The following is a 26,542-nucleotide window of genomic DNA, read 5'->3' as shown; positions in this document are numbered from 1 at the left end:
CGACGCGGCTCAAGAATGGGCAGTGTCACGCTGATGCTACGTAAAAAACCAGCGCACTCAGAGGGGCAGGAAGCACCGCGTCCCGCGCGATCCAGAGCCTCCCTCTTCGATGGGGTCCTCCGGACGATTGCCGCTGCATCAACCTTCCTGCATCGGGACGTGACGTCGTTCTGCGATCTGGCAACCTGCGATCAACGCGGCCTGATTACGTTTCAGGGCGATTACGCCACCGTCATCCGTCTGCGCGGGATGCGGCGGATCGCCAACGGGGCTGAAATCGCCGCGGCATCCTCACGACTTCGTCTGGCTTTGGGAAGTCAGTTCAGTCGGCCCGGCCATGCTTTGCAGTTCTGCTATGTCGCCGACCCTGAGGGTGTCAGTGAGAGCATCCGCCGAAACCTGGATGAACGACGGACCGTTGCAGGTGCGCTGAACGCCGATTTTGAAGACATCTTCACGGAACGACAGAAGGTGCTTCCACCTTTCATGCGTCAGGAACGCACGTACCTCGTTCTCTGGACAAGACCTGCATGCCTGTCATCGCAGGAGGTCTCCCAGGCCAAACGCGAGCGGGCCAGCAATCTCAAGGGCCTCCCACCCCTGGGTGATGCTCAGAACCCGCTTCTGGGAAGCCTTGAACTCGGGACGATCCATCAGACGTTCGTGCAGGGGACCTGTGATGCTCTGAGCGCAGAAGCGGTGCAGGTCGATATTCTCAGCCCCGAGGAGGGTCTGCAGGCCATTCGGCATGAACTCTACCCCGATACGATCGGCTCTGCCTGGACACCGTCCACGCCGCTTCGCAAGCCGGGCGGAACCGTTCCTGAGACGGATGCTCCGGCTGACGCGGCCGATGTTCTCTGGCCTCCGCTGCGCGAACAGCTCTTCCGTGACGATGCCAGCACGCCTGACTTCTCCACGGCCCGCATGGGTGTCTTCGACTGGAGCCCGATCGAACTGACGCGTGTTCCCGAAATGCCGGTACCAGGCGTGAGCAATAAACCGGTCCCGACATTTACCGAGCTTGCAGGGCGTCTGTCAGGTCGCCGCATGCCGTGGCGGGCAACGGCTTTGATTGAAGGCGTGCGACCGGGCTACATGCTCTGGAAGGATACGATTGCCCAGTTCCTGAAATTCGGCTCCAACACCCCCATCAACTCAGGGTTCGAAGAGCTGAAGACCATGCGCAGCCGCCAGAGCGACAGCATCGTCAAGCTGCGCATGGCCTTCGCGACACGCTCGTCAGCCGGTGATACAGAAGCGCTCCGCACCCGCGCCTCCAGGCTCGAGCAGGCCATTCAATCATGGGACAGTGCTCAGGCCAGCCGCGTGTGTGGGGACCCGCTTGCGGGTGTTCTGTCTTCCGTCCCCGGGTTGGCCCTAGCCTCAACCGCACCGCCAACTCCAGGCCCGCTGTCCCAGATTCTGACGATGATGCCATGGGCCAGACCGGGGATGCCCTGGTCCGATGGTGCAATGCTGTTCCGCGCGAACGATGGCACCGTGGTTCCCTATGACCCGGCCGGATCGGGGCGCGAGGCGGTGCTTGACCTGTTCGTGGCACCTTCGCGTCGCGGTAAGTCCATGCTTGCCAACGCCCTGCTTCTCGCAACAGTTTTAAGCCCCGCTGCCATGACGTCTCACGGCGCGCGGCTTCCACTGATTGGCAAGATGGACGTCGGAGATTCCTCCTCCGGCTTTATCGATATGGTCAGGGCCGGACTGAGACAGGAAGAACGTCACCTCGCGCTTCACATTCCGTTTCAGCTCATTGACGAACACGCCTACAACATTTTCGATACCGAAACCTGTTGTCGCACGCCGCTGCCCTATCACCGCACGTTTCTGACGAATTTTCTCGCGCAGATCTGTAAACCGCTCGACGGCTCTGACTTCGAGAGCATGAACCAGCTGATCGACGCACTCATTACGGCCGCGTATGAGTATTTCTCGGACACTGGTCCCTCCGTCCGTCCCAAGATGTATCGCGAAGGGGTCGATCGCCTCGGCATTGACATGGCCCTCGCGCATCACAGGCTTTCCGCAACACGGGCGACGACCTGGTGGGAAGTCGCTGACATGCTGGCAAACGCCGGCGACATGCGTATGGCGCACCGCGCCACCCAGTTTGCCGTACCGGTCATCAGCGACCTGGTCGAAGTGGTGCGTGAAGAGCGCATCCGGCTGGAGTTCGAGAAGGCAAACCCGACAGGCGGGACAGAGTCCTCCATCGACGTTTTCAGGCGGTACCTCAATCATTTCGTCGCCAAGTTTCCAAGCCTGACAAAGCCGACACGCCTGGATCTTGGGGATGCGCGGATTGTCGTCATCGACATTGACCGGGTCGCGCCGGAAGGACAGGGCGAAGCGCAGCGCCAGACGGACCTGATGTATCTCCTCGGATTTCAGATCGTCTCGCGGAACTTCTTCCTTCATCCGGATGATGCGCAATACGTCCCGCTCCATGTCCGTCCATATCATCGCAAGCGATTCGAGGAGTTCCGGGAAAGCTTCAAGCGGATTGAGTGTGACGAATTCCAGAGAACCGCAGGCGCGCCCTTCATCCAGAAGCAGTTTGAGGAGGCCGCACGACGGGGCGCCAAGCTCAATGTGAAAATCGGCCTTGCCAGTCAGAAGCTCGCAGATTTTGGAGACTATCTCATTTCTCACTCAACCGGACGCTTCATTCTGGGTGCTGGCGACGAAGAAGAAGCCAATGAGATCTGCCAGCGTTTTCGCCTGAGTTCAGCCGCCCAGGCGATTGTCCGCAATGGACTGAACGGCCCCCGTGCCGATGGAAGCGGTGCCCCGCTCATCTGGCAGACGCGCGTGAACCACGAACTGTACGAACTGTTCGTTCTCAATCTTATGGGGCCGATTGAACTGTGGGCGCTGTCTACCAGCCCCAAGGACACCGCCCTGAGACGCCGTCTCTATGACGCACTCGGGACGACAGAAGCACGTCGACGCCTCGCAAAGGTCTTTCCCAGGGGATCGGCCGAGCAGGAAATTGAGCGCCGCGAAGACGTCCGGATGAAAGCCGGCCAGGATGCAAGCACCGCCCTTGGCGGCGTGATCGAGGACATTGCCAGAGAACTCAGGGATGGCGTCGGGCTGGGAACGGTCATCCGGATGTCTTCTGAGGACGAGGTGTCCGCACTCACAAAGGAGTCCGCCACACTGTCAGCATGAAGAACGCTCTTTTCATGCTTCCCCTCGTTGGCCTTGCAGCGCTCAGCGGGTGTGCAGGTGCTAACACCGAGACCCCGGTGACAGTCGATGTCCCGGGGATGCCATCACCCGAGCTGGCCCTGCAAAAAAGCCTTGATCGCATCAACGGCTTTTTAGGGAACCTGAACCAGAGGATCGACACGCCGGCTCGACAGACAACCGCGCTTGCTGTCACGCCCTCACACCCGATCACTCTTGCGCCACAGCCCTCCTCCCTGCCGATCACACCCCCTGCAACCGCAGCGCACGAAGCAAACCCGCTTCCCGGCAAGGCGGGCCTGACATGGTTCGCGTATGGGGAAGGTTATGCTCGAATACATTGTGCCAATGGAGCGCTATGTATCCTGCGCCTGCAGCCGGGAGAGACCGTCGAAGAAGACGCTCTTTCCGTGGAACCCAGGGCGGGGTGGCGGACAGATCTGGTGCGGGGAACCCGGGGTATTCACGCCGCGTGGGCTGTCGCGCTGACTCCGGGTCCTTCAGCCCAACAGTCGGTCCTGCACCTCGCGACCAGCCGACGCGCATACGTTGCACTGCTCGATCCGACTGGTCCTTCCATGAAAAGCGTAGCCTTCAGCTATGCGTCCGCAGACCCGCAGACCCAACCCGAACCTCCCCCATCACCGGAGGCTTTGGCCCGACTGAATACGCCGGATTTCAACTTCCAGATGACCGGAGCCAGTCCCTCGTGGAAGCCGCTGCGTATCTACCGTGAGGGCGCTCACACATACATCCAGTTCCCTCCGGGCGGGATCAATCATGCGCCCCGTCTGGTCGTGCTGGCGCCTTCGACCGTGGGCACCCAGCCATATCGAACCGTTGGCGACTCTTATGTCGTCGACCTTCCCGTGAGCGACGCCCTGCTGATCGGCAGTGAGCCGGACTCCCCTACAATTCGCATTTCTCATGGAGGGAAGGCATGACGCGCCGTCCTTATGCTCTCACCGCGGCGTCGCTGCTCGCTTTCCTGAGCGCTTGTGCAGAAGTTCCGCCATCGCAAACGTCCCATATCAGCGGAGCCGGCTTTCGAGACACGTCCGCCCTCACCGTCTTTATCGCGGACATTCTTGCCCATAGTCTCGATGCCGGGCGGACAGTCCTGCGCCTTGCGCCCTATACCGGCCCGGATGACGCTCACGCCCAGACCCTGCTGACGGACACCCTGCGCGAGCGGGGCTTCGCGCTCTCACCACAGGGCATGCCCTATCCGGGGGCGCAGACCGTGCGCTATGCCGTCTCTCCCCTGGGGGCGGATCTTCTGGTGGAACTGGATGTCGAAGATGCTGTTGCAACCTGCCTTTACGGACATGACAGCACCGGAGCATTGAGGCGCAAGGGGAGCTGTAGCCTCCGGAGCGGTGCGTCCCTGACGCTCCAGATCCCTGAACAGGACGTTCTGGTTTCAGGGCCGCCTGCCCCTGAAAAGCCTCAGCAGACCCGACCATCCGGTCCAGTCCAGCTGGCCCCACAAAACCCCGTCATTCAACCCCATCCGGATGAGGTCGAAGCCAAACCACTGCCTGCGCTGGCACCCGTCGTTTCGGAGCATCCGGCACTGGTGACGCTTCAGCCCCCTGCGGAAGTCTGGACGCTCGTGGAGGGGCAACCCATTCGGGACCAGATGGTGGCCTGGGCCGATCGCGCTGGATGGAAGATCAGCTGGCCAGCCTCTTTGAACTGGATGGTGCCAGCCATGACCACCTTTAACGGTGATTTCAAGACCGTGATGTCGTCCGTCATCCAGACAGTGTCGGACGAAGGGAAGTCCATTCGGGCAGAGTTCCACACTCCTAACAGATATCTCGTTGTAACCTCGCCAGGAGGCGGCCGATGAAACTACGCACCACAGTCCTGGCAACGCTGGCAGCCAGCACGCTTCTCTCCGGGTGTCAGGATTTCCAGGATGCCCAGCATCGCGAAGCCGATGTCATGAACACGGCCGAACGTCAGCACGTGCCGAACATCCCGGTCATTTCAGAGAGCGACAAGCCCTGGCTCCTTGGAGACGCGATTAAGGATGTCGATCCCATTCCAGACCTCCTGAAACATCCGGCCGCCATAACAATTGCACGTCCAACGTCTCTGAGGGATGCCGCCATTCTGGCCAGCCGTCTGACAAGCGTTCCTGTCAGGATCATGCCGGATGCAGAAGATGCGGACGATGGTGGGGAAATCGGTACGGAGACGGCCCGATCCGTCAGTTTCAACGGCACAAATCTCCCCCCGCCGCCAGTGATGTCAGCCATGTCGGCCGCCCTGGGAAACAAGGGAAAGAGCGCGAAGCAGGGCTGGAGCGGGAGCGGTGACTGGCTAAAGTATGACGGCACACGCGAAGGCGTGTTCCAGGCTCTCGCCACGCGCTTTGGGGTCTGGCAGCGCTTCGTTGACGGCCATGTCGAGTTTTATCGCACGCTTACCAAGACCTTTACCGTCCCTGCCTTTGCGGGTGACACACAGGCGAACACGTCCATCATAGCCTATACGGGGGGCGGCTCAGGATCCTCAGGGTCATCCTCGGGAGGTTCGGGGGCGAGCGGGGCGTCTTCAGGCTCAGGAAGCTCGTCGGGTCAGTCTTCAGGACAATCTTCTGGCATCGCCTTGGTATCGAGCACCAGCAAGACCAATCGCTGGAAGACCATCGAACACACGGCGCAGATCGTATCAGGAGGGGCAAGCGTCGTCGCGGATGAAGGCCTGGGCACACTGTCGGCCACCGGAACGCCTGACCAGATTGCACGTGTCGATGACTGGATGAAGAACCTGAACGACGGCCTGATGAAACAGGTCGCGGTCGAAGTCCACGTCTATACCGTCAAAGTCTCCCATGAGAGCAATTACGGATGGAGCCCGCAGCTTGCCCTCAAGAACTACGGCAAGGCGTTCGGAATGGCAGCGATGCCTGCTGCGATCCCGGCCCTGCAGAGTGCGGACACCCCCTTCAGCTTCGGCGCGTCCATTCTCGACACGGCGACCGGAGCAACAGGACAGTTCTCCGGGACCAAGTTTGTCGTCCAGGCGCTTCAGCAACTCGGAAACGTCACCGAACAGTATGATCGGGGCGTGGTGACGACCAACGGCGTTACAGCTCCGTTCCAGAACGGTATCAACACGACGTATCTTGCCAATACGACGACCACACTCGCGACCAATGCCGGATCTGCCAACTCTCTGTCTCCAGGGGTTATCATGTCAGGCTTCATGGGGTCGGTGACGCCGAAGATCGTCGATAACCGCATTCTGCTGAGGGTAAATTTCCTCCTCCAGACACTCCTGTCGATTCAGACGATCACGTCGAATGGCTCCAGCCTTCAGGCGCCCAAGAGCTCGAACACGTCGCTTGATGACACAGTGGCTCTGCAGAATGGTTCAACCCTCGTCCTGAGCGGATATGTCGACGACGCAACGTCCCGAACACGAAACGGTGTCGGGTCAGCCCTGAACTGGGTCACAGGTGGCGGCGGCGACGCCCAGGTTTCCAAAACACATGTTGTCGTCACGGTCGAGGCTCGCACCCTATGAAACACCTCATCACAGCAGCGATTGTTTTTACTCTGCCTGGCCTGGCGCACGCTGCAGCGCTCGATTGCGCGAAGCACCTCAACGAACCTGCCGCAGGTGAGGTTCTGAGCATGGCGCAGATTGACCAGAACAACGCCTGTCTGACGTATCTTCAACAGGCAAAGGCAGCGTCCGACCTGACAACGGCCATCGCTGCGAACGAGCGCAAGCAGAATGAGAAGCAGGTCCAGGGACAGGCGCCCCGGGCGGCGCTTGATACGATGCAGGGACCGCCGCTTTCGCCACCCCCACGTGAGGCACCGAATGAGGATCACCCCATCCCCAGAAGCGTGCCCAAGCCTCCCACCTATGACGCTTTGCTGGTTGATCCATACAATCACACGGCGTCTGCCATTCTCAGGTTTGCAGACGGGAGCACCTCTGAAGTCTCAAAAGGGGTTACGCTCCCGGACGGAAGCGTCGTGCTCGCGGTGACGTCTTCAGGCGTCCAGATCTCTTCAAACGGGATCAGAAGCCGCCTGAACGCAACCGGCAGCCAGCCGAGCGGCACGCAGATCATCGCCATTCCGGGCGCGTCGAACACGCTCCCCCCACCGACCTACACGCGCTGAGGGGCCGATGGCATTCTTCATCCGCAGCGAGAGACGGATCTGGGTCGGAGATCTGAGGTGGCGCAGCTTTGAGCGCTCTCCCTCCCTGATGACGGTCCACAAGGTCGCCAGTGCGTTCAGCAGCAACTACTTTGTGCAAAGCAGGACTTACCCGCAGCATGTCGGGTTTCTGTCTGCTGATACCGTTGACACCAAAGAACCGTTTCATAGCCTCGCACTCGCCATCAGCGAGAAATTCGGGGGGCGATATTACGGCGAATACGAGGTGGGGATTGACCAGTTCTGGGTCATTGCCACCGACGAAGAAGGGCTCCCTTTGCCGGGGTCAGACGGCGTCTATCGTGAAGAGGCGATCGAAGCTGTTCGCTCAACCTTCTCCGGTTATCCGTTCGACCAGAGAGATCTTCTCTCGTCCCGCGAATTTGAAGCGCTTTTAGAGGATCTTCCGGACGCACCTCTCAAGGTCCGGTCAACCTCTCTGGCCCCCCTCTATACGTCTGCGGCCGTTGCCGTCGGTCTTTTCTTTCTCACCGGGATCGCGTGGTATTTCTACCATCAGCATGTTCTGGACCAACGTCGGGAGCTTGCCCGAAAAGCCCTGATAGAGAGCGCGAAACGCGTTCCAAAAGTCATCGCAAAGCGTGAGCCCCCTCCGTCGGAATGGATCGACGGATGCCTCTCGATGATCCCCGTCTCTCCGTTTGCGGCCGGATGGACCCTGGATCATGCGTCCTGCAAAGGCGACGTCATCGATCTGCACTGGTACCGAACCGGAGGCAATATGGCTGATGCCCCTGACGGTGAGCTTATGGACAACGGAAATGCCATCGTGACGCACCGCCCTCTGTCCTACAGCTTCAGGAAACGTCAGGACACGATGGCGGATTATAATGAACGAACGCTTCTCGGCATCCTGCAGCGCAACGGGGTTACACCTGCGCTCAATTCGTCAAAGCTTAATCTTCTGGTGGACGGAAGACAGGTGCCCACAGAGACGACCCGAATGTCCTTCACGCTGCAGACTGATCCCCGGGACATTCCATGGGACGCCTTCGGGAACCTCAGGGTCACATCCCTTTCACGGGCGGTCCTGCCCGCCCAGTCGGCGTCGCGGACGGGTCCCTGGCAGATTCAGGTTTCATTCACGCACACGCTTGCGCCTCTCACTACGACGCCGAAGCAATCCCCGCGGACCCCAAACTAGGCCACAGGAGCGCGGCCGACTGTCGCCCGGACCGCACCTTGTGCAGCGCCAGACCTGAGAGACCATACAAATGCTCGCTTTTCTCAAAAAGACCACGCCGAAGAAGGCCGGGACATCGTCGAATGTCCTGACAATTCCAACAGGATTGCGAAGCCAGATCCATCTCGATCCGGTGAACCAGACTGTTTATGTCAACCAGAGACTGCAGCGTTCAACAGACGCTCTCGACTGGATTGCCAATACGCGCCGCCACCCTCAGCTCGATTGCCTGAAGGTTGTCTGGGAGCCGATCAGTGACGTCACAGCCCGCATTCAGAGTGCGCATGAAACGGGAAGCCATTCGGACACTGACGACGGGGAAGACGCCGAAGTCCGGGATGAAGCACTGGCTCTTCTTCGCGAAGGGGCAGAAAGCGATGTATCTGACATCCACATCCACCGGAAGGAGCGCCACACCGAGGTGCAGTTTCGAATCAACGGCTCACTCGTGGTTGCGCATGAGCTGACGAACGATCACGCGGATCGTCTGCTGCGGGCCATGTATACAATGGCGACCTCCCGTGACAGTGCCTACAGCGACCTGTCGTTCCAGGACGCGGCCATTGCTGGCGATATTCTCAAGGGAACGGGACTCGCCAACGTCCGTATTGTGAAAGGACCGTGCCTTCCGGTGTCCGAAGGCGGAAAATTCATGATCATTCGTCTTCAGTACGTGAAATCCGGAGGTAATCGACGAAGCCAGCCGCAGCGGCAGACCGCGTTCCGAACCCCGCGCAGACCTGAAGGTAAGCTCAAACTGCTCGACTACGGGTTCACGCAAAGCCAGGTCGACCGTATCCTGAACATCGCCGTCTCGCCTTCAGGCGTGCTGATTTGCACCGGCCCCACCGGCTCCGGGAAAACAACCCTGCTCTACGAGCTCGCGTTGCACAAAGCCCGAACCCAGCCTGAAAGGCGCCAGGTCGAGATCGCCCAGCCTGCCGAGTATCCCATGCACTGGGGTATTCAGCTCGACATCTCGAATGCCCTGACATCCGAAGAAGCCGGTCGTGAGTTCCGAGCACGCCTGCGGACTGCGCTGCGTATGGATCCGGATGACCTGTCCATTGCAGAAATGCGCGATAGCGAAGTCGCCCTGACCACGTTTGATTCCGCGCAGACGGGGCACTTTGTGATGAGCACGCTCCATGTGGACGATCCGTTCGATTACCCTTTGCGGTTTCAGAACATGGATTTCGAGCGACTGAGTTTTCGCACAACCTGTAATGCCTCCATCGTCCGGGGCGTTGTCGCGCAACGTCTGCTTCCCGTCTTGTGCAAACACTGTGCGCTTCCGTGGACCGTCTCTGACGAAAGACTGCCACGCAGGACATGCGAAGCCGTTCCGACGTGGGGCGACGATCTCAGTGCTGTCCGCAGAAAAGGGCCAGGGTGCCCGCATTGCTTCGGTACTGGCATTTCCGGGCGAACCACGGTTGCCGAGGTTGTCGAAACGGACGAACAGCTGATGTCTGACTTCGTCAATCATGGTGTTGCCATCGCCCGGCATCGGTTCAGGGCGCGCCCGGATGCCGATCCGTCGATGGTCGAGACAGCAATGGGCCGTGTCTTTCAGGGACTTGTCGATCCATTTGCCGTAACGGCAACCGTTGATCGGATCCGAACACGTGACGCCGTCATGAGCGAGCGACTGTCAGGGGCGAAACTGCCATGAGCCTTCGGATTGTCTACACGTCTGCGGCGGCTGAAAAGCCGCGGCTCACCCAGGACCTTGCACAGTGGATGGATATTCACGTCGCCTTTACATGGCGGACACGGGCGCGACTGTATCGGATGATTGCCATCAGGCTCAGGCAGGGATCGGAGCTGGAACGCATTATGCTCCTGTATATCCGTCAGCAGGAGCGCAGGAAAAAGACCTCCGTGCCACGGATCCTGAACAAGGTGCTACATAGAATGGCCGCTCAGGGGATGAGCTTCGCCGAGGCGCTAAGGCCTTACGTCCCTCATGACGAATACATGATGATCCTCTCGGGCGAGAAAGGAGACGATATCGCCTCTGCAATGGACCTCCTGTGCGATATCAAAACCCGGGTGGGACGCATCATGCGGGCGGCCAGAAGTGCGATCGGCCAGCCTCTGATGTATGTCGGAATCATCTTCGCGTTCCTCTACACGATCGCGAAAATGGTCATCCCGTCGTTACTCATGAACGGCGGCATGAAGATGAAGGCAAGCACTTCGCAGGAGGTTCTTGTTTTTGCCAGTAGTCTTGCGACCGGCCTGAATGGTGTTCTGATCCTCAGTGGCCTTGTTGGGGCATTGGTGCTGCTCTGGCTCAGTCTTACAAAGCTCACAGGCCCCTTCAGGGTCTTCCTTGAGCGGGCAGCGCCGTGGTCCATCTATCGCAACATTCAGGGTTACATCTGGATCTCGAGCTTTATCGCGCTGGTTCGGGCCGGGATGACAGATACGGAAGCCCTCACCCATCAGATGCAGGTTGCCACACCCTGGCTTCGTGAGCGCCTCGAAGCCATTCTCGATCGTCTGGGTCCAAGGGGCATGTCCCTGCCCGAGGCTATGGAAGATTCCGGGTTTGCTTTCCCGTCCCCCGAAGTCATTGACGACATCGAGGCCAGCTGGGGGGGAAAATGGGCCTATGACCGTCTTCTACAGTCCAGTCGCGCCTGGGCTGATGAGATCGAGTTTACCACCCTGGAGCAGGCGGCCGCAGCAAAAGGCTTTGCCAACGCAATGATGATGCTGATTGCCGGCGCGTTGATCGTAGCCTCCAATAACATCGGTTCAGGCATGAGCGATATCGGCCCGATGTAACTGACAGCCCGGTCGTGTCCGCACTCACAAAGACCCGTTCGATAATGCTCCCAGGACCATATCAGGGAGAATTATCATGGATCAGATTGTCTCACTCCTTATCAAGGCCGGGGCGGTGCTTCTTGCACTGATCGCCGTCCTTGTCGGCGGCTATGCCGTGTTTGCAAAAAACAACGGCAGTACCGCAGCGTCAGAACAAAGCCAGCTTGCGACCAACATCAGCAGTTACATCAATGGCGGCATGACGACGCGCAACTACACAGGGCTCGACAATTCCGTAGCTATCAAGGCGGGGCTTGTTCCCAAGGCGATGCAGAATGGTGATGGAACGACCATTCTTGGTCCATGGGGCAGTTCTCAGGTGACGATTGCCCCATGGAACCAGGGCCATTCCGAAGCCTGGACGAATGTGGACGGTGATGCATGCGCCACCTTCGCACGAAGCCAGAATGCTGATCGCGTGGCCATTAACGGCTCCGAAGTCGCAATGTCCGATCCACAGGCCGCAATCAATATCGCGAACAACTGCAACGCAACCTCCGGGGTCTCACAGGTCAGTGTCACCTTCGAATATTCGAACTGACGACGGATGGCCTATGTCTTTCTCGCCTTGGCTCTGGTGATCATGGCCGCAAGTTCAATGGATGGCCTTCGGGTCATCCAGCGACAGAACCTGCCGTCCCCGCTGGTGTCAACGACTGGGACTGCACAGGCCTGGCTTGCTTACAAAGCAGCCCTGCTTCTCTATGTCGAAAACCATCCGGCAACCCGATCCTCCGTGCCTCTGAGCGCCTTGACGCTTGGCAGCAACGCCGCCCTGGTCGCAGCCGCACAGAACAGCATTATGGGGACGGGCCAGTCAGTTTCGGTCATCGCGTGGATGCCGATGGAAGCCGCAGATATATCGCAGGCAATCCTGCTGGCGAATGGCGATCTCTCCCTTGGAACAGCGCAAAGCGGGCACTGGTTCACGCCAGCCTCGGGTGACATGGGAGCCCTTCCGGTTGCAGTGCCAGATGGCGACGCCGTTTCCTACATCAGCCTGAGCGGCACGGGATATCAATGAACACAATCGTCGCACTGATGATCGCCACGGTCATCGGAATCATGATCCTGCCGCGCTATTATTCCATGGTCGAGAATGGCACGCGTCAGGGAAGCCTTGCGGTGACCGCTGGCCAGTTCCAGGACCTGATCCGGGCGGCCGGACAATATGAAAACGCGCACACCAGCGAACTGACGGCTGCTATTCCGGTCGGCGGGACCACGCAGATTGCGCTGTCAACGCTCATCAGTGAGCACGACCTCCCGCCTGCATTTACGGCGACAAATCCGGATGGACAGGCCTGGAGCGTCTATATCCAGCAACCAACCTCCGGTGTGCTGAGTGCTGTCATCGAGAGCAGCGGCGGTACGTCCTACATTCCAAAGGACGAAGTCTCTGTCGCGGCCATGACTGGCCATCAGGGTGGCTTTGTTCCCTATGACGGCATGCTTGGTGGGCTGACGGCCGACACGGCCTACGGTGCAAGCGGAACCTGGCGTTTCAACATGGCAGGCCTCCCCAACCCTGGTCCCGGTCATCTTGTTGGTCTGGTCTCTGCCGGCGCGGGGTCATCAGACGCTGGCGTGACAACGAACGACTATCTGTATCGTACCGCTGTTGCCGGACACCCCGAGTTGAACAAGATGCTCGCCCCGCTGGATATGGGCGGCAACACCATCAATAACGCCAACGATGTCAACGCAACACGCGGCGTCTTCGCGGGGGGCAATCCGAACGGCGGCTATGGCGGCGTAAAGGTCGCGAGTGCCTACCTCTATGGCGACGACAATAATGCTGCCGTGCGCACCCCAGGGGCTGTCTTTCTGCAGCATTATGATGGGTCATCGGCTGATCTATGGGCCGGTCAAGGGCATTTTGGTTCTAACATCGGGACGCGCGGATATGACCCTTATGTGGGTCTGCCGACCGGCTGGGGTGGGGGCGTCCATAGTTGGGATGGCTATTTCGAGGGTGGCCTCGGCGTCGGTACAGGGGGAAACGTCAGCACCTATGTGAACAATCAGGGATATGTCAGCATCGGCGACCGCCTCGAAGTTCAGAACTCGGTGCGCGTGATGCAGAATGGCTGTGCCTTCAATGTTGGCAATGCGTGTTTCTATGGCGACAATGACAATCTCGCAATCCGGGCACCTGGGGCAGCCTATGTTCAGCACGCTGACGGCAGCGCGGCCGATCTTGGGGCCGGGAATGTTTCCGCCACCACTGTTCGGCTAGGGACCGATAACGGCAACGCGTGGCCAGGAAACGGGTGCAGTCCGAACGGCGCATTAGCAACCAAAAATGATAACTCGGGACTGCTTCTGGTTTGTCAGAGCGGTGTCTGGCGTGCCCCGCAGGCTCAGATTTCAGGGTATGTTCCCACCACCACAAACGGTTTTGCCGGTTACAACCGGACCAACAGCATCACGGGCGGCTACAGCTGCCCTGCCGGCACAGAAGACCTCGGGATCGAGACCATCTGGTACGGCAATTATGGCTACTCAACCCTTCACTTGTGCAGCGCCCAATGAGCAACACCCTCACGCTGCCTGAGACCGTGCTCACGCCTGATGTTTCAGGCGTGAAGAGCGGAACGTATGACTTTACGCCGGAACTCTTCATGTCCTTGCGCACAACCCTGCGTCGATACAAGCATCGGCGCTCCTCCAAGATGCCGAATTATGGCGTCAGAACGATTGGAGGGCACCGGGTCAAGCATGTGATTCCTCTGGGAACACACTGTCTGCCAGCAACCATTCTCCGGAACGCCGATCTGCGCATGGGCGCCTTGCCCTTCGACTGGGTCCATGCGACCCCGGGGATGATCCGCCACTGTCTCGAAACCGATTTTCTCGATTTTCTCCCGAAACCGGGCGAAGACGGTCACGCTGCGTTCCGTGATCGCTTTGGGGTGAAGGACATGTTCCCCCATAAAGATCCGCAGGCCCCTGAAGATCGCCAATATTATACGCGGTGTATCGACCGGCACCGGCGTTTGATGAAATCCAGGAGCGGCAAGCTCTTTGTCATGGTCTCCCGGCCTTCCAATCCCATTGGCTGGCATTTCAGGGAGCTGGTTGACCTGATCAACCGCCTCACGCCCAACGCCGAGCTTCTGGCGATTCAGCTTCTGCCACAGCGCGACAACGGCGAAAGCGTGGGACTTGAACTGTCTCAGGAACGGAATGGATCGAGGCTGTATGACTTCAGGCCCGTGTCCGACGAAAGCGCTCTTGGCTATTTCCCGGACGTCCTCGACGAACTCATGATCCTGCGACTGATCTATCAGTATCACCTGCATCCGGTCGCTCTTCCATGACAGCACTTCCGCCCTGTGCTGCACTGGCCGCCCAAGCCTATAGCGTGCCGGTCGCATCCATTGAGCGTGTCATGGATCATGCGTCGGGGCCGGGCCTTGGGGTGATGAAAATCGACCCTCGGTGGTTGCCGATCCTCCAGCGCGCCGGATTTGATCCTGAGGAGGTCCGGTCCAACGCCTGCATGAACATTGCGGCCGGAGCATGGATCCTTGCATGGGCTGGCGCAGCCCGATCGTCGCCCAGGGGTTCGGAGCAGGACAAGCCGGTGTCACCCCCTGCCACCGGTTTTACGGGCTCTCTTGGGGCCTGTGTTACGCATGCTGCCAGGCAGTATCATCTGCCTGAACTCCTCTACCGGGCCATTCTGCTCACTGAGGGTGGTCGGGTCGGACATATCAGCCGGAACACGAACGGCACCTATGACATGGGTCCTGCCCAGGTCAATTCGATGCACCTGCCAGAACTCGCCCGCATGGGGATTACGCGCGAGCAGATCATCAACGATGGCTGCCTGAATATTCATATTGGCGCCTGGGTTCTGGCTGGCGCTCTTGGGGGGCACACCCCAGACAACGCCGCAGAATTCTGGAGACGCGTCGGCAATTACAATTCCAGTACCCCCAAGTACAATGTCGCCTATCAGCGGAAGGTCTGGAAAAACGTCCAGATCGCTGCGCACTCACAAACGTCTCCGCCATCATAGGCGGCATGTGGCAAATCCCTCTCTGCCGACCCTTCGGCCTTACCCTTCTGCTGCTGTCAGGACTCTGTGCCTGCAGCAAACAGGCCGCTGCGCCTGTGCATCCCTACGATCAGGACATGAATCACATTCTGTCCGCACTCGACCAGATTGGTGCCGTCCGTTTTCCTATGGTACGGGCGGGCTCTGTTCTTCCGGCCGAGATGAACCGACCTGTCAGATGGCAGTGGCAGGGACCGCTCGATGAGGGCATCCGGCTGATTGCCACGCGGGTCGGCTATCAGACCGATATCCCGCCATGCGCCGCACCGCCGATCATAGAAGTGGATCAGAAGACGACCACGTTCGGTCGCCTGCTGGACGAGATGGCTGCCGCATCATCCGGTCATGCCGACATCTGGGTTGATATCCCTCACCACGTCATAAGGATTACCTGGAATGCGTAAGCCTCGGCACTCTGCCTGTCGGGCAGCCCTCCTTGCGGCATCACTCTGTGCGTACAGCGCCTCTGCACACGCTGAGCCCCCTCAGGATCTTCCTGTCCCGGAGATACCCGACGGCAACCCGGAAGCGGGCGATGCAATCGATACGCCTGTCACCGGTGCAGCCGAAGCCCCGGATATCCCTGACGTGGACAGGCCGTCGTCGCTCGAGGCGATGATGGCCGTGCGTCCCGGCTACTCTCCCAAACAGGAAAGCGGGAATGGACGCGACAGCGCCGTGCGCAGTGCCGCGTGGGCCTATGGCGCCCAGGGCGGACGGGCCGCAGAGTCCTACGCGATCAATGAACTCCTGCGCCGATATTCCCATGTTCTGGACCAAAAGGTGGATTTCCGCACTCTGGTGCTCCCCGCCGGCAACGGTCAGACCCTTATCCGGCCGCCCGTGGTCACAGAGGCGCAAATGGCGGTCGCTCTCGATCCAAGTGGCCAGACTGCCCGTGAAACAGGCACGATTTATCAGATTACGCGCCGCGCGCAGCTTGTGACGGCAGTACCGCAATGGCGCACATGGCTTGTCCGCACTGTCTCCCCCCCTTCCCCGCCAGCCGACGCGGTCCGGCCACGCACACCGCATGAAGTTGAGGTGTGGAGATCCGGGGTGGCTTATGGCTGGGCAGCCGGACAACGGCAGGCAGTCGAGATCTTTCTCGATGATCTGTCGCGCATGGAACGCGATGTCATGGGCATGGCCCGTTACAGGGTTCTGTTAAGGGCCGGAAAGGTGGCAGCCCCGGAGGTTTCCCAGCTGCACCGCGACGTACAGGGCGGCGCAGATCTGATGCGTCTCGATGACCGGGAGCTTCGCATCCGCAGTCAGCCTGGTCTCGATGCGAACCGCGCGCACTGGCACGTTTCAGAAGGAGGTCAGTAATGCCCGTTAACCCGGCTCCCAACACGCGATCCCACGATCCCGAGCGCATTGCCAGCCTGCTGATCGGCGTCTGCGTCGGCATTGCTCTGTTTTCGTTCCTGCTCTGGTTGAAGTTCCACACCCAGATCGTCGAAGCCGTCCTCTTCGTGCAGGGCTATGAGCTGAGGCTGATTGGACTGTTCACGCACCGTTATGATGCGGTCCTTGTCAATCTTGGGGACGCCGTCCCTGAGCGTGTCTCTGCATCGACACTCTGGGAACTTTGCACGCTGACAGGGTCAGTGCTCCGATGGCCCGCTCTTGTTCTGCTTGTCATTCTCGCCGCCCTCTGCCTGACCCGCGCGCCGCTGGAACGTCACCGCAAACGGTTCGGTCTCGAGGGCATGCAGAAAGCACTCGCGGAGATCCACCCCTTGGGCGCAGCGTGGCTTGGCAAAGGGTTGAAGCTGGTGCGCCCCTCACCTCCTGAAGCGCCATTGGCGCCTCTCGATCCTGCGCTGAACCTTAAAGAATGGCGCGCACGATACGTGCGAGGCAACTCAGCTGCCCAGCTCCGCGAGACCACTTTTCAGGCACTGGAGGCGCAACTTGGTCGTCCCTGGCGTGGGGCCCTGGAAGCGTCGGTCGCTGAAAAATGCTTGTTCGTCGCCTTCTCGTTCTTCATCCAGCGCCGGAAAGATGAGGCACAGAGCGTCCTGGAAAACCTCTCTGTGCAGCTGAAAGGCACTTTGAAGGACGGAGCGCCATCAAACTTCGCGAAAGTGTCGAAATCCTTTGTGGCTACCCTTGATAACCAGCTGAAGAAGGAGAGCTTCCGCTCGACGCAGAAGATCGCTGAGCAACATGCCTTTACGCGACCAGCACTCCTGTCGCTTCTCCAGGAGGCACGCCTCAAGGCCGGCGTCGTCAACCCAGGGCTTTTCGCAGCCATCCAGTTTCTGGACCGCGACCTCTGGCTCGTTCTCTCCGCTGCGTCCTATCCGCGTGACGGACTCCCACCTTATGTCATGGCGATTGCCTCCTGCCCGGAAGCGGCGGCAGCACTGGCACACTGGAAAGCAGAGTGCCTTGCCGGACGCCCTCTGACGACCCCCCAGATCTCCAGCCTTCTCAAGACTTTCGGCAGACCATGACTGATTCCGTAATTTTTAACCTCATGCCTGATTTCATCCGTGCGCGCATTGCGGCTTACACCCTCCGGGACTGGGTCGCAGAGCATTATGCCGTACCAGCCCTTCAGCTCGATCGTGCGATGACACTGACGCTTGTTCAGCTCGAACATGCAGCGTCTCGCAAGACCTTTTACGGGTATGACGTTTCCACGGCTCCTGTGTCCCTTCTTGAACCAATTTCGCGTTACATGGACGCGCTGCTGGGTGGGGTGTCGCCCGGAGAAGACCGTGAGCGCTTTCCCAAGGACCTGGTCCGGACCCACCAGAGAGTGATCCATGAGTTCGAAACACTGAACCGTCTTGGGAACAAGGCACGGTGAGCATGTTCTGGCCACACGACGGCGAGCCCTTGCGGGGCAATACGCTGGACCAGTTCCTGATCTGGTGTTCCGAAGCCGAGTGCTCCCGGATCGAAATCCAGTCAGACATGCCCGTCATGGTGCGCCTCCATGGCGAAAACCATCAGGTCACACGTGATGCCAGTCTGCCGGGTGAAGTCGAGGACGCCGTCAACTACATCTTCCGGTCAGCGACGGGAGTGACCAACCTCAAAAACGGCGATCCGATCGATGTCGGGCATACAATCTGGCCTGATCGCAAAAAAAGACGTTACCCCTTTCGCCTGAATGCACTCAGTTCTCAGATCGGTGCGGATGCGGGCATTTCGGTGACCTTCCGACCTCTGGTTGACATCCCCCGCCCGCTGGAGGACCAGCACGTAGAGCCTCAACTGCTGGACGCGCTCCATCGAGAACAGGGTATTTTCCTGATCTGCGGCGCCACGGGCTCGGGGAAATCAACGCTGATTGGCGGCATCAACCGGGCCCGGCTCGAAGATCCGGATATCCACTGCAACCTGATCGAAGCGTCAGCCCCCCTTGAGATCCTCTATGATCGCATCGAACGTCGCAACTCAACAGTCACGCAGCTCGAAATTCCGCGTAACCTCAGGAGTTTTGCCGAATTTGTCCGCGCGTGCATGCGTCGGGAGCCAACCGACATCGTCGTGGGCGAGTGCCGCGATCCCCAGACCATGGAAGCGTCGATCCAGGCCGGGATTTCCGGCCATCGCCTCCTGAGCTCTCTGCATACCAACAGCTGCTCTTCCACTGTCCGACGTGTTCAGGCGCTCTGCCCCGCTGATCAGCGGGACAGCCTGACAATTTCGTTCGTCGAGAACCTCCGTCTTCTGGTGAACCAGAGGCTGCTGAAGTCGGCCGACGGCAAGAGGACACCCATTCGGGAGTTCCTGCCTGTGACCCGTGCCATTCGCACCCGCCTTCTGGACGCACCCCGGGATCGCTGGCCGAACATCACGCAGGCCGCTGTCGAAGAGCACGGACAGACTTTCGCTCAATCCATCGCTGCGGCTGTGAAGCAGGGCAGAATCACAGAAGCCGTCGCCGCCGCTGCCATGAAGGAAGAAAACTGATGTGGCGCTTTACCGCGGACCCGGTCCGCCTTCTCATTATCGACGCCCGTGCGCTTGCACCATTTGCTCTTTGGATCGCTCACATGCGCGAATGGACGTTTGTCCTCGCCATAATCGGGGTGCTGTTCTTCAGCATTCTGGCATGGCTCGGCCTGACGCTTCCCGTGGCCGTGCGCATGCTCCGGGTCATTCTGTGTGGCCCGGTTCGCCCTCGTCTTCCCTCCTGGAAAAAGCGTGATTACGCATGAGCGATCTTGATGACCTGGTGCGGTGCTGCACGACCCTGATTGAGACGCAGGGATACCGCTTCGAGACGGGCATCCCAGGTGTGGGTGCTCTGCCGGCGTGGCGTGTTGCCCAGACAAACGTGCTTCTGCCGGTATTGCTCCGGCTCGCTGAGGAGTTCTGGAGATCTGAAACAAAAGGAGCCGGCTTCGGCCTCAAGCTTGAGCCAGACACACTAAGCGTGACGGGCTACACACTGACCGGACTCTACCATGTCCCGCTGTCGATCGCTCTTCTGGCACTCAACGCTGTGCTCAGAACCATTGCCGATGCTGAAGGACGCATCACCCTCGAAGCTCTAACGACCTACACACAAACGGTCACGGGCTGATCCGCACTCACAAACGCCTGTCAGATACTGCACAGGCGTCTAACTTGCTGAGGTCCGCGATGATCATTTCCGTTCCACCTGACACACAGTCAGTTTCTATTCGTCGTGAAGGGGAACGGACCATCATCGTTCTCGACCATGACACGCTTTCAGAGGGGGCTGACAGTCCGCGCCCCTTCCCGGCAGAAGAGATCGCCACTGAACGGCAACCACAAAGAGCCAGACGTATCCCCCTTCCGATGATCGCTGGCGTCTGCCTGATTGTTCTCGGTGCCGCTGTTGGCCACCGGCTGTGGTCGCCCGCGAAAAGCAGTGGTCCACATACAACCGACACCTTGCAGATGCCGCTACTCCGCGCCCCTGAATCCGCGACACGCCGTTCCATCCCCGCCGCGCCTGAAGCCGCCCCGGTACCCAACGCAGCGTTCGGGCTGGAATAATCATGGCGACGATCAGACGCCGCATAGACGGTCCGCAGGATTTTCACGAACAAAAGGGTGGGCTGGCATTCCGCGACACCCGAAGCGTTCCTCACCAGGTCGCGGAAATCCTGCGATCCGGGCTCTCGTCCATCGGGCTCGTTGCAATAGCCGGCGTGGCCGTCACTGTTCCCGCGCTGACAACCGCCATCGTACCATTGGCCGTCGCCTATGCCGGCTATGTCCTGACGCGGCCGGTGACGCTGCCTCTTCGCTTGCCGGCCAGCGCAAAGGGAAAGGACTACGGCAATCCTCAGCCGGACCCAAAACGACCTGGCGTCGAAATCCCGGGCAAGCCTTCTGGAGACTGGCTGATAGGCTGGGATGAAGTCACGGCCCAACAGGTCTGGCTGTCCGGCAATGATATGACGATGCATGCCATTCTGCCCGGCTCCACCGGGTCCGGCAAAACGCAGTTCATTTACAGTCTTCTGTGCAATGCCCTGGCACAGGGCGGCGGGTTTACGATTGTCGACGGCAAAGCTTCAAACAACCTTGCCTTCTCCGTTGCAGCCATGGCGAGACGGTGGGGCCGAGAGGCAGACCTGCGCTTCATCAATATGATGGTGTCAGCCGGCGACAGGAAGACCAACACCTGGAACCCCTTTTCCTCTGTCAATGCTGAGGGCATGACCGAGCTTCTGCTCACGCTCTTTCTGCCGGAAGACAAAAAAGGCGGAGGGGGTAACTCCGCGCATTTCCGCGACAGGGCCGAAGCGCTTATTCGCGGCATGTCCTATGTCTTCGTCTGGGTCCGGGACAACCTTGGCATTCCGATCATGTCCGAGACGATCCGCACGATGTTCTCTGACATCGTGAAACTGCGCGATCTCTACCAGGATCAGATCTTCACCTACTATGATGCGGATGCAGCTGAGACGCGAAAAGTCGAACTGCCGCCCGAGTTTGACCGGACCCTGCTGAACCCGGTCCGCGACTACGTGACAGAGACGGGTGGCTTTTCGAACACCAAAAGCGTGGGAGACCAGGACAAGGTTCGCGAGCAGCATTCCTATGTGGTGGGTGGCTTCGGCAAAACCTTTACCCAGATGAGTTCCACGCTGGGGCATATCTTCCGGTGCAATATCGGTGATGTGGACTTCCGGGACGTCATCTTCAATCGGCGCATCCTGGTCGTTCTTCTCCCCTCGCTCGAAAACCACCCGGACACGAACGCCGCCCTGGGCAAGGCCGTCATCACGGCGCTGCGTTACGCACTTGCGGCGGCACTCGGCACCTCGATTGAGGGCGACTATGAGGACCGCGTCGTGAATCGCGCGTCGTCCTCCACGGTGCCCTATCCTCTGGTTCTGGACGAAGTCGGTCAGTTCGCGACACGCGGGATCGACGCAATGATGGCGTTGGGTCGCGAGCTGAACATTTCCCTGCTGATCTCGTTTCAGGAAGTAGGCACCCTCTACGCCACGCTCGGTAAGGATTTGACCGTTCCGCTTCTCGGCAATCCCAAGCTGAAGATCTTTGAAAATATCGAAGACTCTGGTCCAACCCGGGAGTGGATCGAACAGTCAGGTGGAACGATGCCTGTCAGCGTCCTCCCCGGCTTCGACAGTTCCAACCCTCTGGGCGTCTATGCGGACCAGCAACGTGCAGACATCCGGGACGTCAAGCGGATCTCCTGGAGCGATGTGCAGAACCTCCGACAGGGGCAGGCCATCATTCTCTTCCGGGGAAAGCGCATCTACACGCGACTGTTCTATGCCGGTATCAAGCCAGAGGGCGTGAACAGGGTGTTCCCCACAGTTTCAGCGGCTCCCGCTCTTGAACCCCCCGTCTCGGGGGAACCAGCCACAGAAGCGGATGACGTGGCTCAGCGTCTTCAGGAAGGGCGCGATCGGATCGAAAAAGCTGATCTCCGGCCGCTGACCGGAGTTCTCGGAGATCTGTATCAGCGGCTCGGCGTCGTTCTCAATACGGAAGGCACGCCCCTGCAGGACGCCCAGGAACTCCTGAACCTGCTTTTTCCTGACGAGACTTCAGCAGAAGACAAACCTTTTGCAAAGCTGTTTGAGACCCTCGTTCCTCCGTCCGCTCAGTTGCCCCGCACGACGGAATCACTTCATCCGGATCTTGACCGAGCACTCCTGACCGAGCTGGTGACGTTCGAGACGGCGCTTGGACTGGATGAGCGGGCGGCCGTCGAGGCAGTCACGCATGCCCTGAATCTTTATGCGCGTGGCAAAGAACTCGCATAGCAGCTGAGGCGGCATGTCCCGTGCCGCCTCCATCTTCAAACCTACATCCCCCGTCCTGCGCCACGAACCCGCGTGCGATCGCGCTCCCGCTCTTCTGCCTGTGCGACGGCGCGAGCCCGCTGCAGCCGGTCTTCGGCCTGTTGCGTCCTCCGACGTTCCTGCAGATCTTCAACCCGCCGCGCTGCATTCAGGGCATCCTGCGCGGCATAGCCGGCCTTGCGCAGCTTGCGACTGACATCATCCCACTGCGCGCGGGGGACATCCCGGATCGGGGCTTCCTCAACCTGACGACGCACCTGACCGCCCGGTGACTGCCCCTTCTGACGGGTCCGCTCATTGACGTGGTTCTGCCGGATCCACCGCGTATTGGCTTCTTCGTGCGCAAGACGGGCTTTTGCCAGATCGACGGCCAGCGACTTGTAGGGATGACGTCCCATGTCAGATGCCAGACGGTCATACAGATCGTTAACCGTCACCGGCCGGATATCACCCAGAGCCCGCGAAAACGTCTCGGCCTCCCGGAGAGACCCTTCGGATACGGCCGTCCAGCAGCGATGGACATGCCGGCTTTCAGCGACATAGGAGGTAAAGCCTGTCATGGCCGAGGATCCACGCGGCATGGCGTTGATATGCTCATCGGACGTCACACCCTGCGCCGCATCGACCGTCATGGCATGACCAAAGCCCAACCGGACGCGTCCGGTCTTCGGGTCGGCCAGCCGGGTCCAGGGCACCAGCCCTTCCCGTCCCTTCGCATTCTGCAAAACCAGTCCCTCATCGGACCAGCCCTTGACGGTCGTGAAGTCGCCATTCGAACCCAGGTCACGCCAGCGGCGCCCATGGGCTGTTTCCATCCGGACACTGGTTTTCGCAAACAACCGAACCCGGTCGCCAACAGCGAGAGGCAGCTCATAGGTGACACCACGCTGATCGATCGCGGCCTTGACGATCTCCGCCTGCCCGATCTCGCCACGCTTGCGCAGCCGGTCGCGGACGGCACGGCTGAGATCCATAACGTCTTCGTTGGTCGGCGCTGACATGGTGATGCCCCGCTCCGATCCGGCCTGCGTCAGCATGTCGCGGCGTCGAAGATACAGGTCAGCGATCTGCTCGACGACCTGCTCATGGTCGCCGCCCACAAGTCGGATTGTGCCGTCCTTGCGCTTCATGTCGATGGCTTCACGCGCCCGGGCGATATCGGCTTTCTTCTGTTCGTCCTCGGTCTGGCTCAGATCGCGGCCGGGACTGCGAAACATGCTGGCAATCTGTCGACCACGCGCGGACTTCTGGCGGATCGTGCTCAACAGCTCCGGACGCGCCTCTTTGGGCATCACCCGCAAAAGCAGTTCCACAGCGTCGCCGGCCTCGATCGCCTGGGCCTGTTCCCGGTCTCCCACCACCCGAAGGGCAAAGCCCTTTTCCTGCTGAAGCTGGAGGATCTCAAGCAGCTGACGCGGGGAGACCTGACTGACTTCATCAAGGACAAGAACCGACTGCCGATCGAGGTCAATCTTTCCCTGTGCCAGACCCTCCAGAAGGGGAGTCATCGCGTAGGTCTGGGAAATGCCCGCATCCTTCAGCGCATCGGCCTGACGCCAGGCAATGGCCGCGCCAATGACAGTGCGACCGTCCTCCTGCCAGGCGTCGACCAGAGGCTTCAGCAGCGTCGTTTTACCGGAGCCGGCGACACCGATCAGGAAGCCCAGACCGCCCGCCTGACCAAGCGCGTTGATGGCCGCGAGCTGCGCGGCGCCGTGTGCCGGCTCGCGCGTGAAGTCGAGACCCGACCGGGCGACGGCTGCGGCGATCTGCTCGTCACTGAGCGCGCCGTCCCGCGTCCGCGCAGACAGGCCGGCAAGACGGGCCATGTCCTTTTCGAGGGCGATCTGGGCACTTGTCGCGACCCGGAGGCGGCCATCCTGCTCGCGCTCAAGGAAGCGGACCTGTTGGCCGTCGATCTCAATGCCGCGCTCCTGGATCAGATCGGCAATCCGCTCGATGTCCCGCATGTCTTCAATGCCGGCCGCAATGAGACCCCGTGCGGCATGGGTCCGGAACGTGTCCCGGTCGAGAACAGCAGCTGTCCGAAACTCCTCAGCCAATTTCTTAGCCGCAATCGCATAAGCCAGTTCGTAGCGCTCAGCGCGCCCTAATGGCTGGACCTTCTCATTGGTCAGGACAGTATCGTGATACCACCCGATTTCGTGAGCCTGCTCAAGCCAGAACTCCCTGTCGTTGCTGCCATTGTACTTCTTTGAGCGGTAAGCGAGATTTGCGTTGTGAAGGATTGAAAACTTCCGCTCGGCCGACAGATCATTCCAGTCCAGGCCCTGCCGTTTGGCATAGGCTTTTCCCATTTTCTCCGCCTGGGAATGCCGCTTTGAAAAAAGCTCACAGGCTTCTCGCGGCACACTATCAATCGCGATTGCGCGGCCACTCTCGTCGACGTGTACCGCGATACCGAGCCTGCGAAGTTCGCTTGCAAGTTCCGCCTGAAAATACGCCCCGAACATGAAAGACGTCGCACTGGTAATGCGAGCACTGTCCAGCGAACCCAAATGGCCGCTTTCGGTCGCTACGGCATTCAAAAGCAGATTGTGAATATGCGCCTGTGGATCCCCCGGCACCGGAACTTCCACCGCCGCCGTGGGGCCTTTTGCGCCATCCTGAATCTTCATGACCGGTCGTGCCGTGTAGTGCCGGAACGATACCCACGCGACTTCCCCCCGTTCCAGCGTGGCTGTCTTTCCTGACCCTCTGCGCGCCACGCCAACCTCTTTGGCAATAAACGCCATAGCCTTGTCGTTGGCCTTGTGAATTGCGCTCCAGATGAGCGCCCGCTCGGCAGCCGTCGACGCAAATTCAGCGGCAAGCGTCACTGATTTATCGGGTGACGCTGTGAAGTCGATGGCCGAGTGCTCACGCTTCCGGCCTGTGTTGGCCCATTTCTCACCCGTGTCAGCACGCTTCGCTTCGAACAGATTGGCCAGCGCCTGGTCTGTCGGCACCTTCATGACGTCAATGCCTAGCGCATCAGCGATCCGGGGGCTCATATCTGGCGACCACATTCCCCGCCCATCACGTCCGGTATAGTAGGTTGTCAGCCTGTCACCTGTATCGCGGGTCGGATCACTCCGTTCCCGTTCAAAGCGGGCATCCTTCTCCGGCTCGGACTGATTTTCTCTCAGATAGGCGACGATCAGCTTGCCGGCACCTGCCGCAGAGATCTTCCGGTAAGTAATCATCTTCCAGCCGGCGCAGAGAAGGTTGAAGCCTCGAGCCGGCCAAGCTGCGCCGAGATTGTCTCAAGGGCAGCACCCTGCTGTTCCATGGCCTGGGCCATGCGCGCGACGACCTCGACCAGGCCCTCGCCTTCTTCTGCTTTCTCTGGAGGGCTGACCATCTGGTGGATTTGGGCGAGCGTCTCCCCGATCTGATCCAGCCGTTGCAAAACGAGGAGCTGAAACGGCGCTTCGCGATCTACCGGTTGCGGGAGGTCAAATACGTTTTCGTCTGGCATGCATCGTCTCCGTGGGCAAAGGAGACATTTTGCTCGAGGTGGTTGTGAGTGCTCGCCGACAAAAACTGTCGCTCCGAGCCCACATCGTCTCAGAGACTATCTGCCTAGCCGTCGCATCCCACCAGGAGCGCAATCTGACGTCTGATGGCAGCAAGCTGATCGGATCTCACCTTGCTGCCTGTCACCGTGACACGCTGCTTGGATGTGGTGGTGAGCAGAGCACTGACTGCCCAACAGGGTTTGGTACAGCCATTATGGGCTGACTACACG

Annotated in this window: 25 protein-coding genes; 23 read left to right on the top strand and 2 right to left on the bottom strand. The window is 59.9% G+C overall.

Translation table 11 applies throughout. The features are described 5' to 3' along the window. From ABDK75_RS14745 to ABDK75_RS14640, 22 genes are all read left to right on the top strand, one after another. Window positions 1-3,192: hypothetical protein (locus ABDK75_RS14745; protein ID WP_346006284.1), on the top strand; the 3,192-nt coding region annotated here is incomplete at its 5' end. Window positions 3,193-3,206: 14 nt separating this feature from the next. Continuing rightward, on the top strand, window positions 3,207-4,154 hold the full coding sequence (locus ABDK75_RS14740) for a TrbG/VirB9 family P-type conjugative transfer protein (RefSeq protein WP_346006283.1): 948 nt from the start codon (window positions 3,207-3,209) through the stop codon (window positions 4,152-4,154). Further along, window positions 4,151-5,065, top strand: coding sequence for a toxin co-regulated pilus biosynthesis Q family protein (locus ABDK75_RS14735; protein WP_346006282.1), 915 nt, complete (start codon window positions 4,151-4,153; stop codon window positions 5,063-5,065). Before ABDK75_RS14740 ends, ABDK75_RS14735 begins: the two co-directional genes overlap by 4 nt. Then, window positions 5,062-6,750, top strand: a complete 1,689-nt coding sequence (locus ABDK75_RS14730) for a secretin N-terminal domain-containing protein (protein WP_211497454.1) — start codon at window positions 5,062-5,064, stop codon at window positions 6,748-6,750. The genes ABDK75_RS14735 and ABDK75_RS14730 overlap by 4 nt, the downstream gene beginning before the upstream one ends. After that, window positions 6,747-7,361, top strand: a complete 615-nt coding sequence (gene pilP / locus ABDK75_RS14725; RefSeq protein WP_023945828.1) for a type IV pilus biogenesis protein PilP — start codon at window positions 6,747-6,749, stop codon at window positions 7,359-7,361. The genes ABDK75_RS14730 and pilP overlap by 4 nt, the downstream gene beginning before the upstream one ends. A 7-nt stretch (window positions 7,362-7,368) precedes the next feature. Further along, a complete protein-coding gene (gene pilO2, locus ABDK75_RS14720; RefSeq protein ID WP_211497452.1) occupies window positions 7,369-8,565 on the top strand; it encodes a type 4b pilus protein PilO2 in 1,197 nt (398 codons plus the stop codon). Window positions 8,566-8,635: 70 nt separating this feature from the next. Beyond that, window positions 8,636-10,279: a GspE/PulE family protein gene (locus ABDK75_RS14715; RefSeq protein ID WP_211569353.1), complete on the top strand. Its 1,644-nt coding sequence runs from the start codon at window positions 8,636-8,638 to the stop codon at window positions 10,277-10,279. Further along, window positions 10,276-11,400 (top strand): type II secretion system F family protein, encoded by a 1,125-nt coding sequence (locus tag ABDK75_RS14710; RefSeq protein ID WP_346006281.1) that lies wholly within the window; start codon window positions 10,276-10,278, stop codon window positions 11,398-11,400. Before ABDK75_RS14715 ends, ABDK75_RS14710 begins: the two co-directional genes overlap by 4 nt. Window positions 11,401-11,476: 76 nt before the next feature. Then, on the top strand, window positions 11,477-11,983 hold the full coding sequence (locus ABDK75_RS14705) for a type 4 pilus major pilin (RefSeq protein WP_061929020.1): 507 nt from the start codon (window positions 11,477-11,479) through the stop codon (window positions 11,981-11,983). Window positions 11,984-11,989: 6 nt separating this feature from the next. Further along, window positions 11,990-12,466 (top strand): type IV pilus biogenesis protein PilM, encoded by a 477-nt coding sequence (pilM, locus tag ABDK75_RS14700; RefSeq protein WP_061929018.1) that lies wholly within the window; start codon window positions 11,990-11,992, stop codon window positions 12,464-12,466. Beyond that, a complete protein-coding gene (gene pilV, locus ABDK75_RS14695) occupies window positions 12,463-13,977 on the top strand; it encodes a shufflon system plasmid conjugative transfer pilus tip adhesin PilV (RefSeq protein ID WP_023945834.1) in 1,515 nt (504 codons plus the stop codon). The genes pilM and pilV overlap by 4 nt, the downstream gene beginning before the upstream one ends. Continuing rightward, on the top strand, window positions 13,974-14,765 hold the full coding sequence (locus ABDK75_RS14690; RefSeq protein ID WP_211569354.1) for a DUF1796 family putative cysteine peptidase: 792 nt from the start codon (window positions 13,974-13,976) through the stop codon (window positions 14,763-14,765). Before pilV ends, ABDK75_RS14690 begins: the two co-directional genes overlap by 4 nt. Next, window positions 14,762-15,469, top strand: a complete 708-nt coding sequence (locus ABDK75_RS14685; protein ID WP_211569355.1) for a transglycosylase SLT domain-containing protein — start codon at window positions 14,762-14,764, stop codon at window positions 15,467-15,469. The genes ABDK75_RS14690 and ABDK75_RS14685 overlap by 4 nt, the downstream gene beginning before the upstream one ends. 5 nt (window positions 15,470-15,474) lie before the next feature. Further along, window positions 15,475-15,912 carry a DotD/TraH family lipoprotein gene (locus tag ABDK75_RS14680; protein WP_346006280.1) on the top strand — a complete coding sequence of 146 codons (438 nt, stop codon included), beginning with the start codon at window positions 15,475-15,477 and terminating at the stop codon, window positions 15,910-15,912. Further along, window positions 15,905-16,840, top strand: coding sequence for a type IV secretion system DotC family protein (locus ABDK75_RS14675; protein WP_061929012.1), 936 nt, complete (start codon window positions 15,905-15,907; stop codon window positions 16,838-16,840). Before ABDK75_RS14680 ends, ABDK75_RS14675 begins: the two co-directional genes overlap by 8 nt. Next, complete coding sequence (locus ABDK75_RS14670) at window positions 16,840-17,973, top strand: hypothetical protein (RefSeq protein WP_346006279.1); 1,134 nt, start codon at window positions 16,840-16,842, stop codon at window positions 17,971-17,973. Before ABDK75_RS14675 ends, ABDK75_RS14670 begins: the two co-directional genes overlap by 1 nt. Further along, the gene (locus tag ABDK75_RS14665) at window positions 17,970-18,332 is read left to right on the top strand and encodes a hypothetical protein (protein WP_346006278.1); all 363 of its coding nucleotides are present in this window, start codon (window positions 17,970-17,972) and stop codon (window positions 18,330-18,332) included. The genes ABDK75_RS14670 and ABDK75_RS14665 overlap by 4 nt, the downstream gene beginning before the upstream one ends. A gap of 2 nt (window positions 18,333-18,334) precedes the next feature. Beyond that, the gene (locus ABDK75_RS14660; protein ID WP_346006277.1) at window positions 18,335-19,444 is read left to right on the top strand and encodes an ATPase, T2SS/T4P/T4SS family; all 1,110 of its coding nucleotides are present in this window, start codon (window positions 18,335-18,337) and stop codon (window positions 19,442-19,444) included. Beyond that, window positions 19,444-19,692 carry an IcmT/TraK family protein gene (icmT, locus tag ABDK75_RS14655; RefSeq protein ID WP_346006276.1) on the top strand — a complete coding sequence of 83 codons (249 nt, stop codon included), beginning with the start codon at window positions 19,444-19,446 and terminating at the stop codon, window positions 19,690-19,692. Before ABDK75_RS14660 ends, icmT begins: the two co-directional genes overlap by 1 nt. Next, window positions 19,689-20,060: a hypothetical protein gene (locus ABDK75_RS14650; protein WP_023945843.1), complete on the top strand. Its 372-nt coding sequence runs from the start codon at window positions 19,689-19,691 to the stop codon at window positions 20,058-20,060. Before icmT ends, ABDK75_RS14650 begins: the two co-directional genes overlap by 4 nt. Window positions 20,061-20,119: 59 nt before the next feature. After that, on the top strand, window positions 20,120-20,500 hold the full coding sequence (locus tag ABDK75_RS14645) for a hypothetical protein (protein WP_346006275.1): 381 nt from the start codon (window positions 20,120-20,122) through the stop codon (window positions 20,498-20,500). A 2-nt stretch (window positions 20,501-20,502) separates the two neighbouring features. Further along, window positions 20,503-22,752: a type IV secretion protein DotL gene (locus tag ABDK75_RS14640; protein WP_346006274.1), complete on the top strand. Its 2,250-nt coding sequence runs from the start codon at window positions 20,503-20,505 to the stop codon at window positions 22,750-22,752. Window positions 22,753-22,793: 41 nt separating this feature from the next. On the opposite strand, the gene mobF is transcribed toward ABDK75_RS14640, so the two are convergent. After that, window positions 22,794-25,997 (bottom strand): MobF family relaxase, encoded by a 3,204-nt coding sequence (gene mobF, locus ABDK75_RS14635; RefSeq protein ID WP_346006273.1) that lies wholly within the window; start codon window positions 25,995-25,997, stop codon window positions 22,794-22,796. After that, the gene (locus tag ABDK75_RS14630; protein ID WP_061928996.1) at window positions 25,994-26,272 is read right to left on the bottom strand and encodes a hypothetical protein; all 279 of its coding nucleotides are present in this window, start codon (window positions 26,270-26,272) and stop codon (window positions 25,994-25,996) included. Before ABDK75_RS14630 ends, mobF begins: the two co-directional genes overlap by 4 nt. A gap of 29 nt (window positions 26,273-26,301) precedes the next feature. Between ABDK75_RS14630 and ABDK75_RS14625 the strand changes: the two genes are divergently transcribed. Further along, window positions 26,302-26,535, top strand: a complete 234-nt coding sequence (locus tag ABDK75_RS14625) for a hypothetical protein (RefSeq protein WP_346006272.1) — start codon at window positions 26,302-26,304, stop codon at window positions 26,533-26,535. Window positions 26,536-26,542: the final 7 nt, after the last annotated feature.

This window comes from Gluconobacter sp. OJA (genome assembly GCF_039638325.1).
Classification (GTDB): domain Bacteria; phylum Pseudomonadota; class Alphaproteobacteria; order Acetobacterales; family Acetobacteraceae; genus Gluconobacter; species Gluconobacter cerinus.
Note: the sequence above shows the minus strand (reverse complement) of the source record. Positions and strands in the feature narration are given on the sequence as shown.

Bases quoted from the DNA above. Each gene is read 5' to 3' on its own strand.
- pilV (WP_023945834.1), top strand. From the start codon at position 12,463: ATGAACACAATCGTCGCACTGATGATCGCCACGGTCATCGGAATCATG.
- ABDK75_RS14640 (WP_346006274.1), top strand. From the start codon at position 20,503: ATGGCGACGATCAGACGCCGCATAGACGGTCCGCAGGATTTTCACGAA.
- ABDK75_RS14740 (WP_346006283.1), top strand. From the start codon at position 3,207: ATGCTTCCCCTCGTTGGCCTTGCAGCGCTCAGCGGGTGTGCAGGTGCT.
- ABDK75_RS14645 (WP_346006275.1), top strand. From the start codon at position 20,120: ATGATCATTTCCGTTCCACCTGACACACAGTCAGTTTCTATTCGTCGT.
- ABDK75_RS14705 (WP_061929020.1), top strand. From the start codon at position 11,477: ATGGATCAGATTGTCTCACTCCTTATCAAGGCCGGGGCGGTGCTTCTT.
- ABDK75_RS14735 (WP_346006282.1), top strand. From the start codon at position 4,151: ATGACGCGCCGTCCTTATGCTCTCACCGCGGCGTCGCTGCTCGCTTTC.
- ABDK75_RS14660 (WP_346006277.1), top strand. From the start codon at position 18,335: ATGTTCTGGCCACACGACGGCGAGCCCTTGCGGGGCAATACGCTGGAC.
- ABDK75_RS14730 (WP_211497454.1), top strand. From the start codon at position 5,062: ATGAAACTACGCACCACAGTCCTGGCAACGCTGGCAGCCAGCACGCTT.
- pilO2 (WP_211497452.1), top strand. From the start codon at position 7,369: ATGGCATTCTTCATCCGCAGCGAGAGACGGATCTGGGTCGGAGATCTG.
- ABDK75_RS14685 (WP_211569355.1), top strand. From the start codon at position 14,762: ATGACAGCACTTCCGCCCTGTGCTGCACTGGCCGCCCAAGCCTATAGC.
- ABDK75_RS14690 (WP_211569354.1), top strand. From the start codon at position 13,974: ATGAGCAACACCCTCACGCTGCCTGAGACCGTGCTCACGCCTGATGTT.
- ABDK75_RS14670 (WP_346006279.1), top strand. From the start codon at position 16,840: ATGCCCGTTAACCCGGCTCCCAACACGCGATCCCACGATCCCGAGCGC.
- mobF (WP_346006273.1), bottom strand. From the start codon at position 25,997: ATGATTACTTACCGGAAGATCTCTGCGGCAGGTGCCGGCAAGCTGATC.
- ABDK75_RS14650 (WP_023945843.1), top strand. From the start codon at position 19,689: ATGAGCGATCTTGATGACCTGGTGCGGTGCTGCACGACCCTGATTGAG.
- ABDK75_RS14710 (WP_346006281.1), top strand. From the start codon at position 10,276: ATGAGCCTTCGGATTGTCTACACGTCTGCGGCGGCTGAAAAGCCGCGG.
- pilM (WP_061929018.1), top strand. From the start codon at position 11,990: ATGGCCTATGTCTTTCTCGCCTTGGCTCTGGTGATCATGGCCGCAAGT.
- pilP (WP_023945828.1), top strand. From the start codon at position 6,747: ATGAAACACCTCATCACAGCAGCGATTGTTTTTACTCTGCCTGGCCTG.
- ABDK75_RS14630 (WP_061928996.1), bottom strand. From the start codon at position 26,272: ATGCCAGACGAAAACGTATTTGACCTCCCGCAACCGGTAGATCGCGAA.
- ABDK75_RS14675 (WP_061929012.1), top strand. From the start codon at position 15,905: ATGCGTAAGCCTCGGCACTCTGCCTGTCGGGCAGCCCTCCTTGCGGCA.
- ABDK75_RS14665 (WP_346006278.1), top strand. From the start codon at position 17,970: ATGACTGATTCCGTAATTTTTAACCTCATGCCTGATTTCATCCGTGCG.
- ABDK75_RS14715 (WP_211569353.1), top strand. From the start codon at position 8,636: ATGCTCGCTTTTCTCAAAAAGACCACGCCGAAGAAGGCCGGGACATCG.
- icmT (WP_346006276.1), top strand. From the start codon at position 19,444: ATGTGGCGCTTTACCGCGGACCCGGTCCGCCTTCTCATTATCGACGCC.
- ABDK75_RS14680 (WP_346006280.1), top strand. From the start codon at position 15,475: ATGTGGCAAATCCCTCTCTGCCGACCCTTCGGCCTTACCCTTCTGCTG.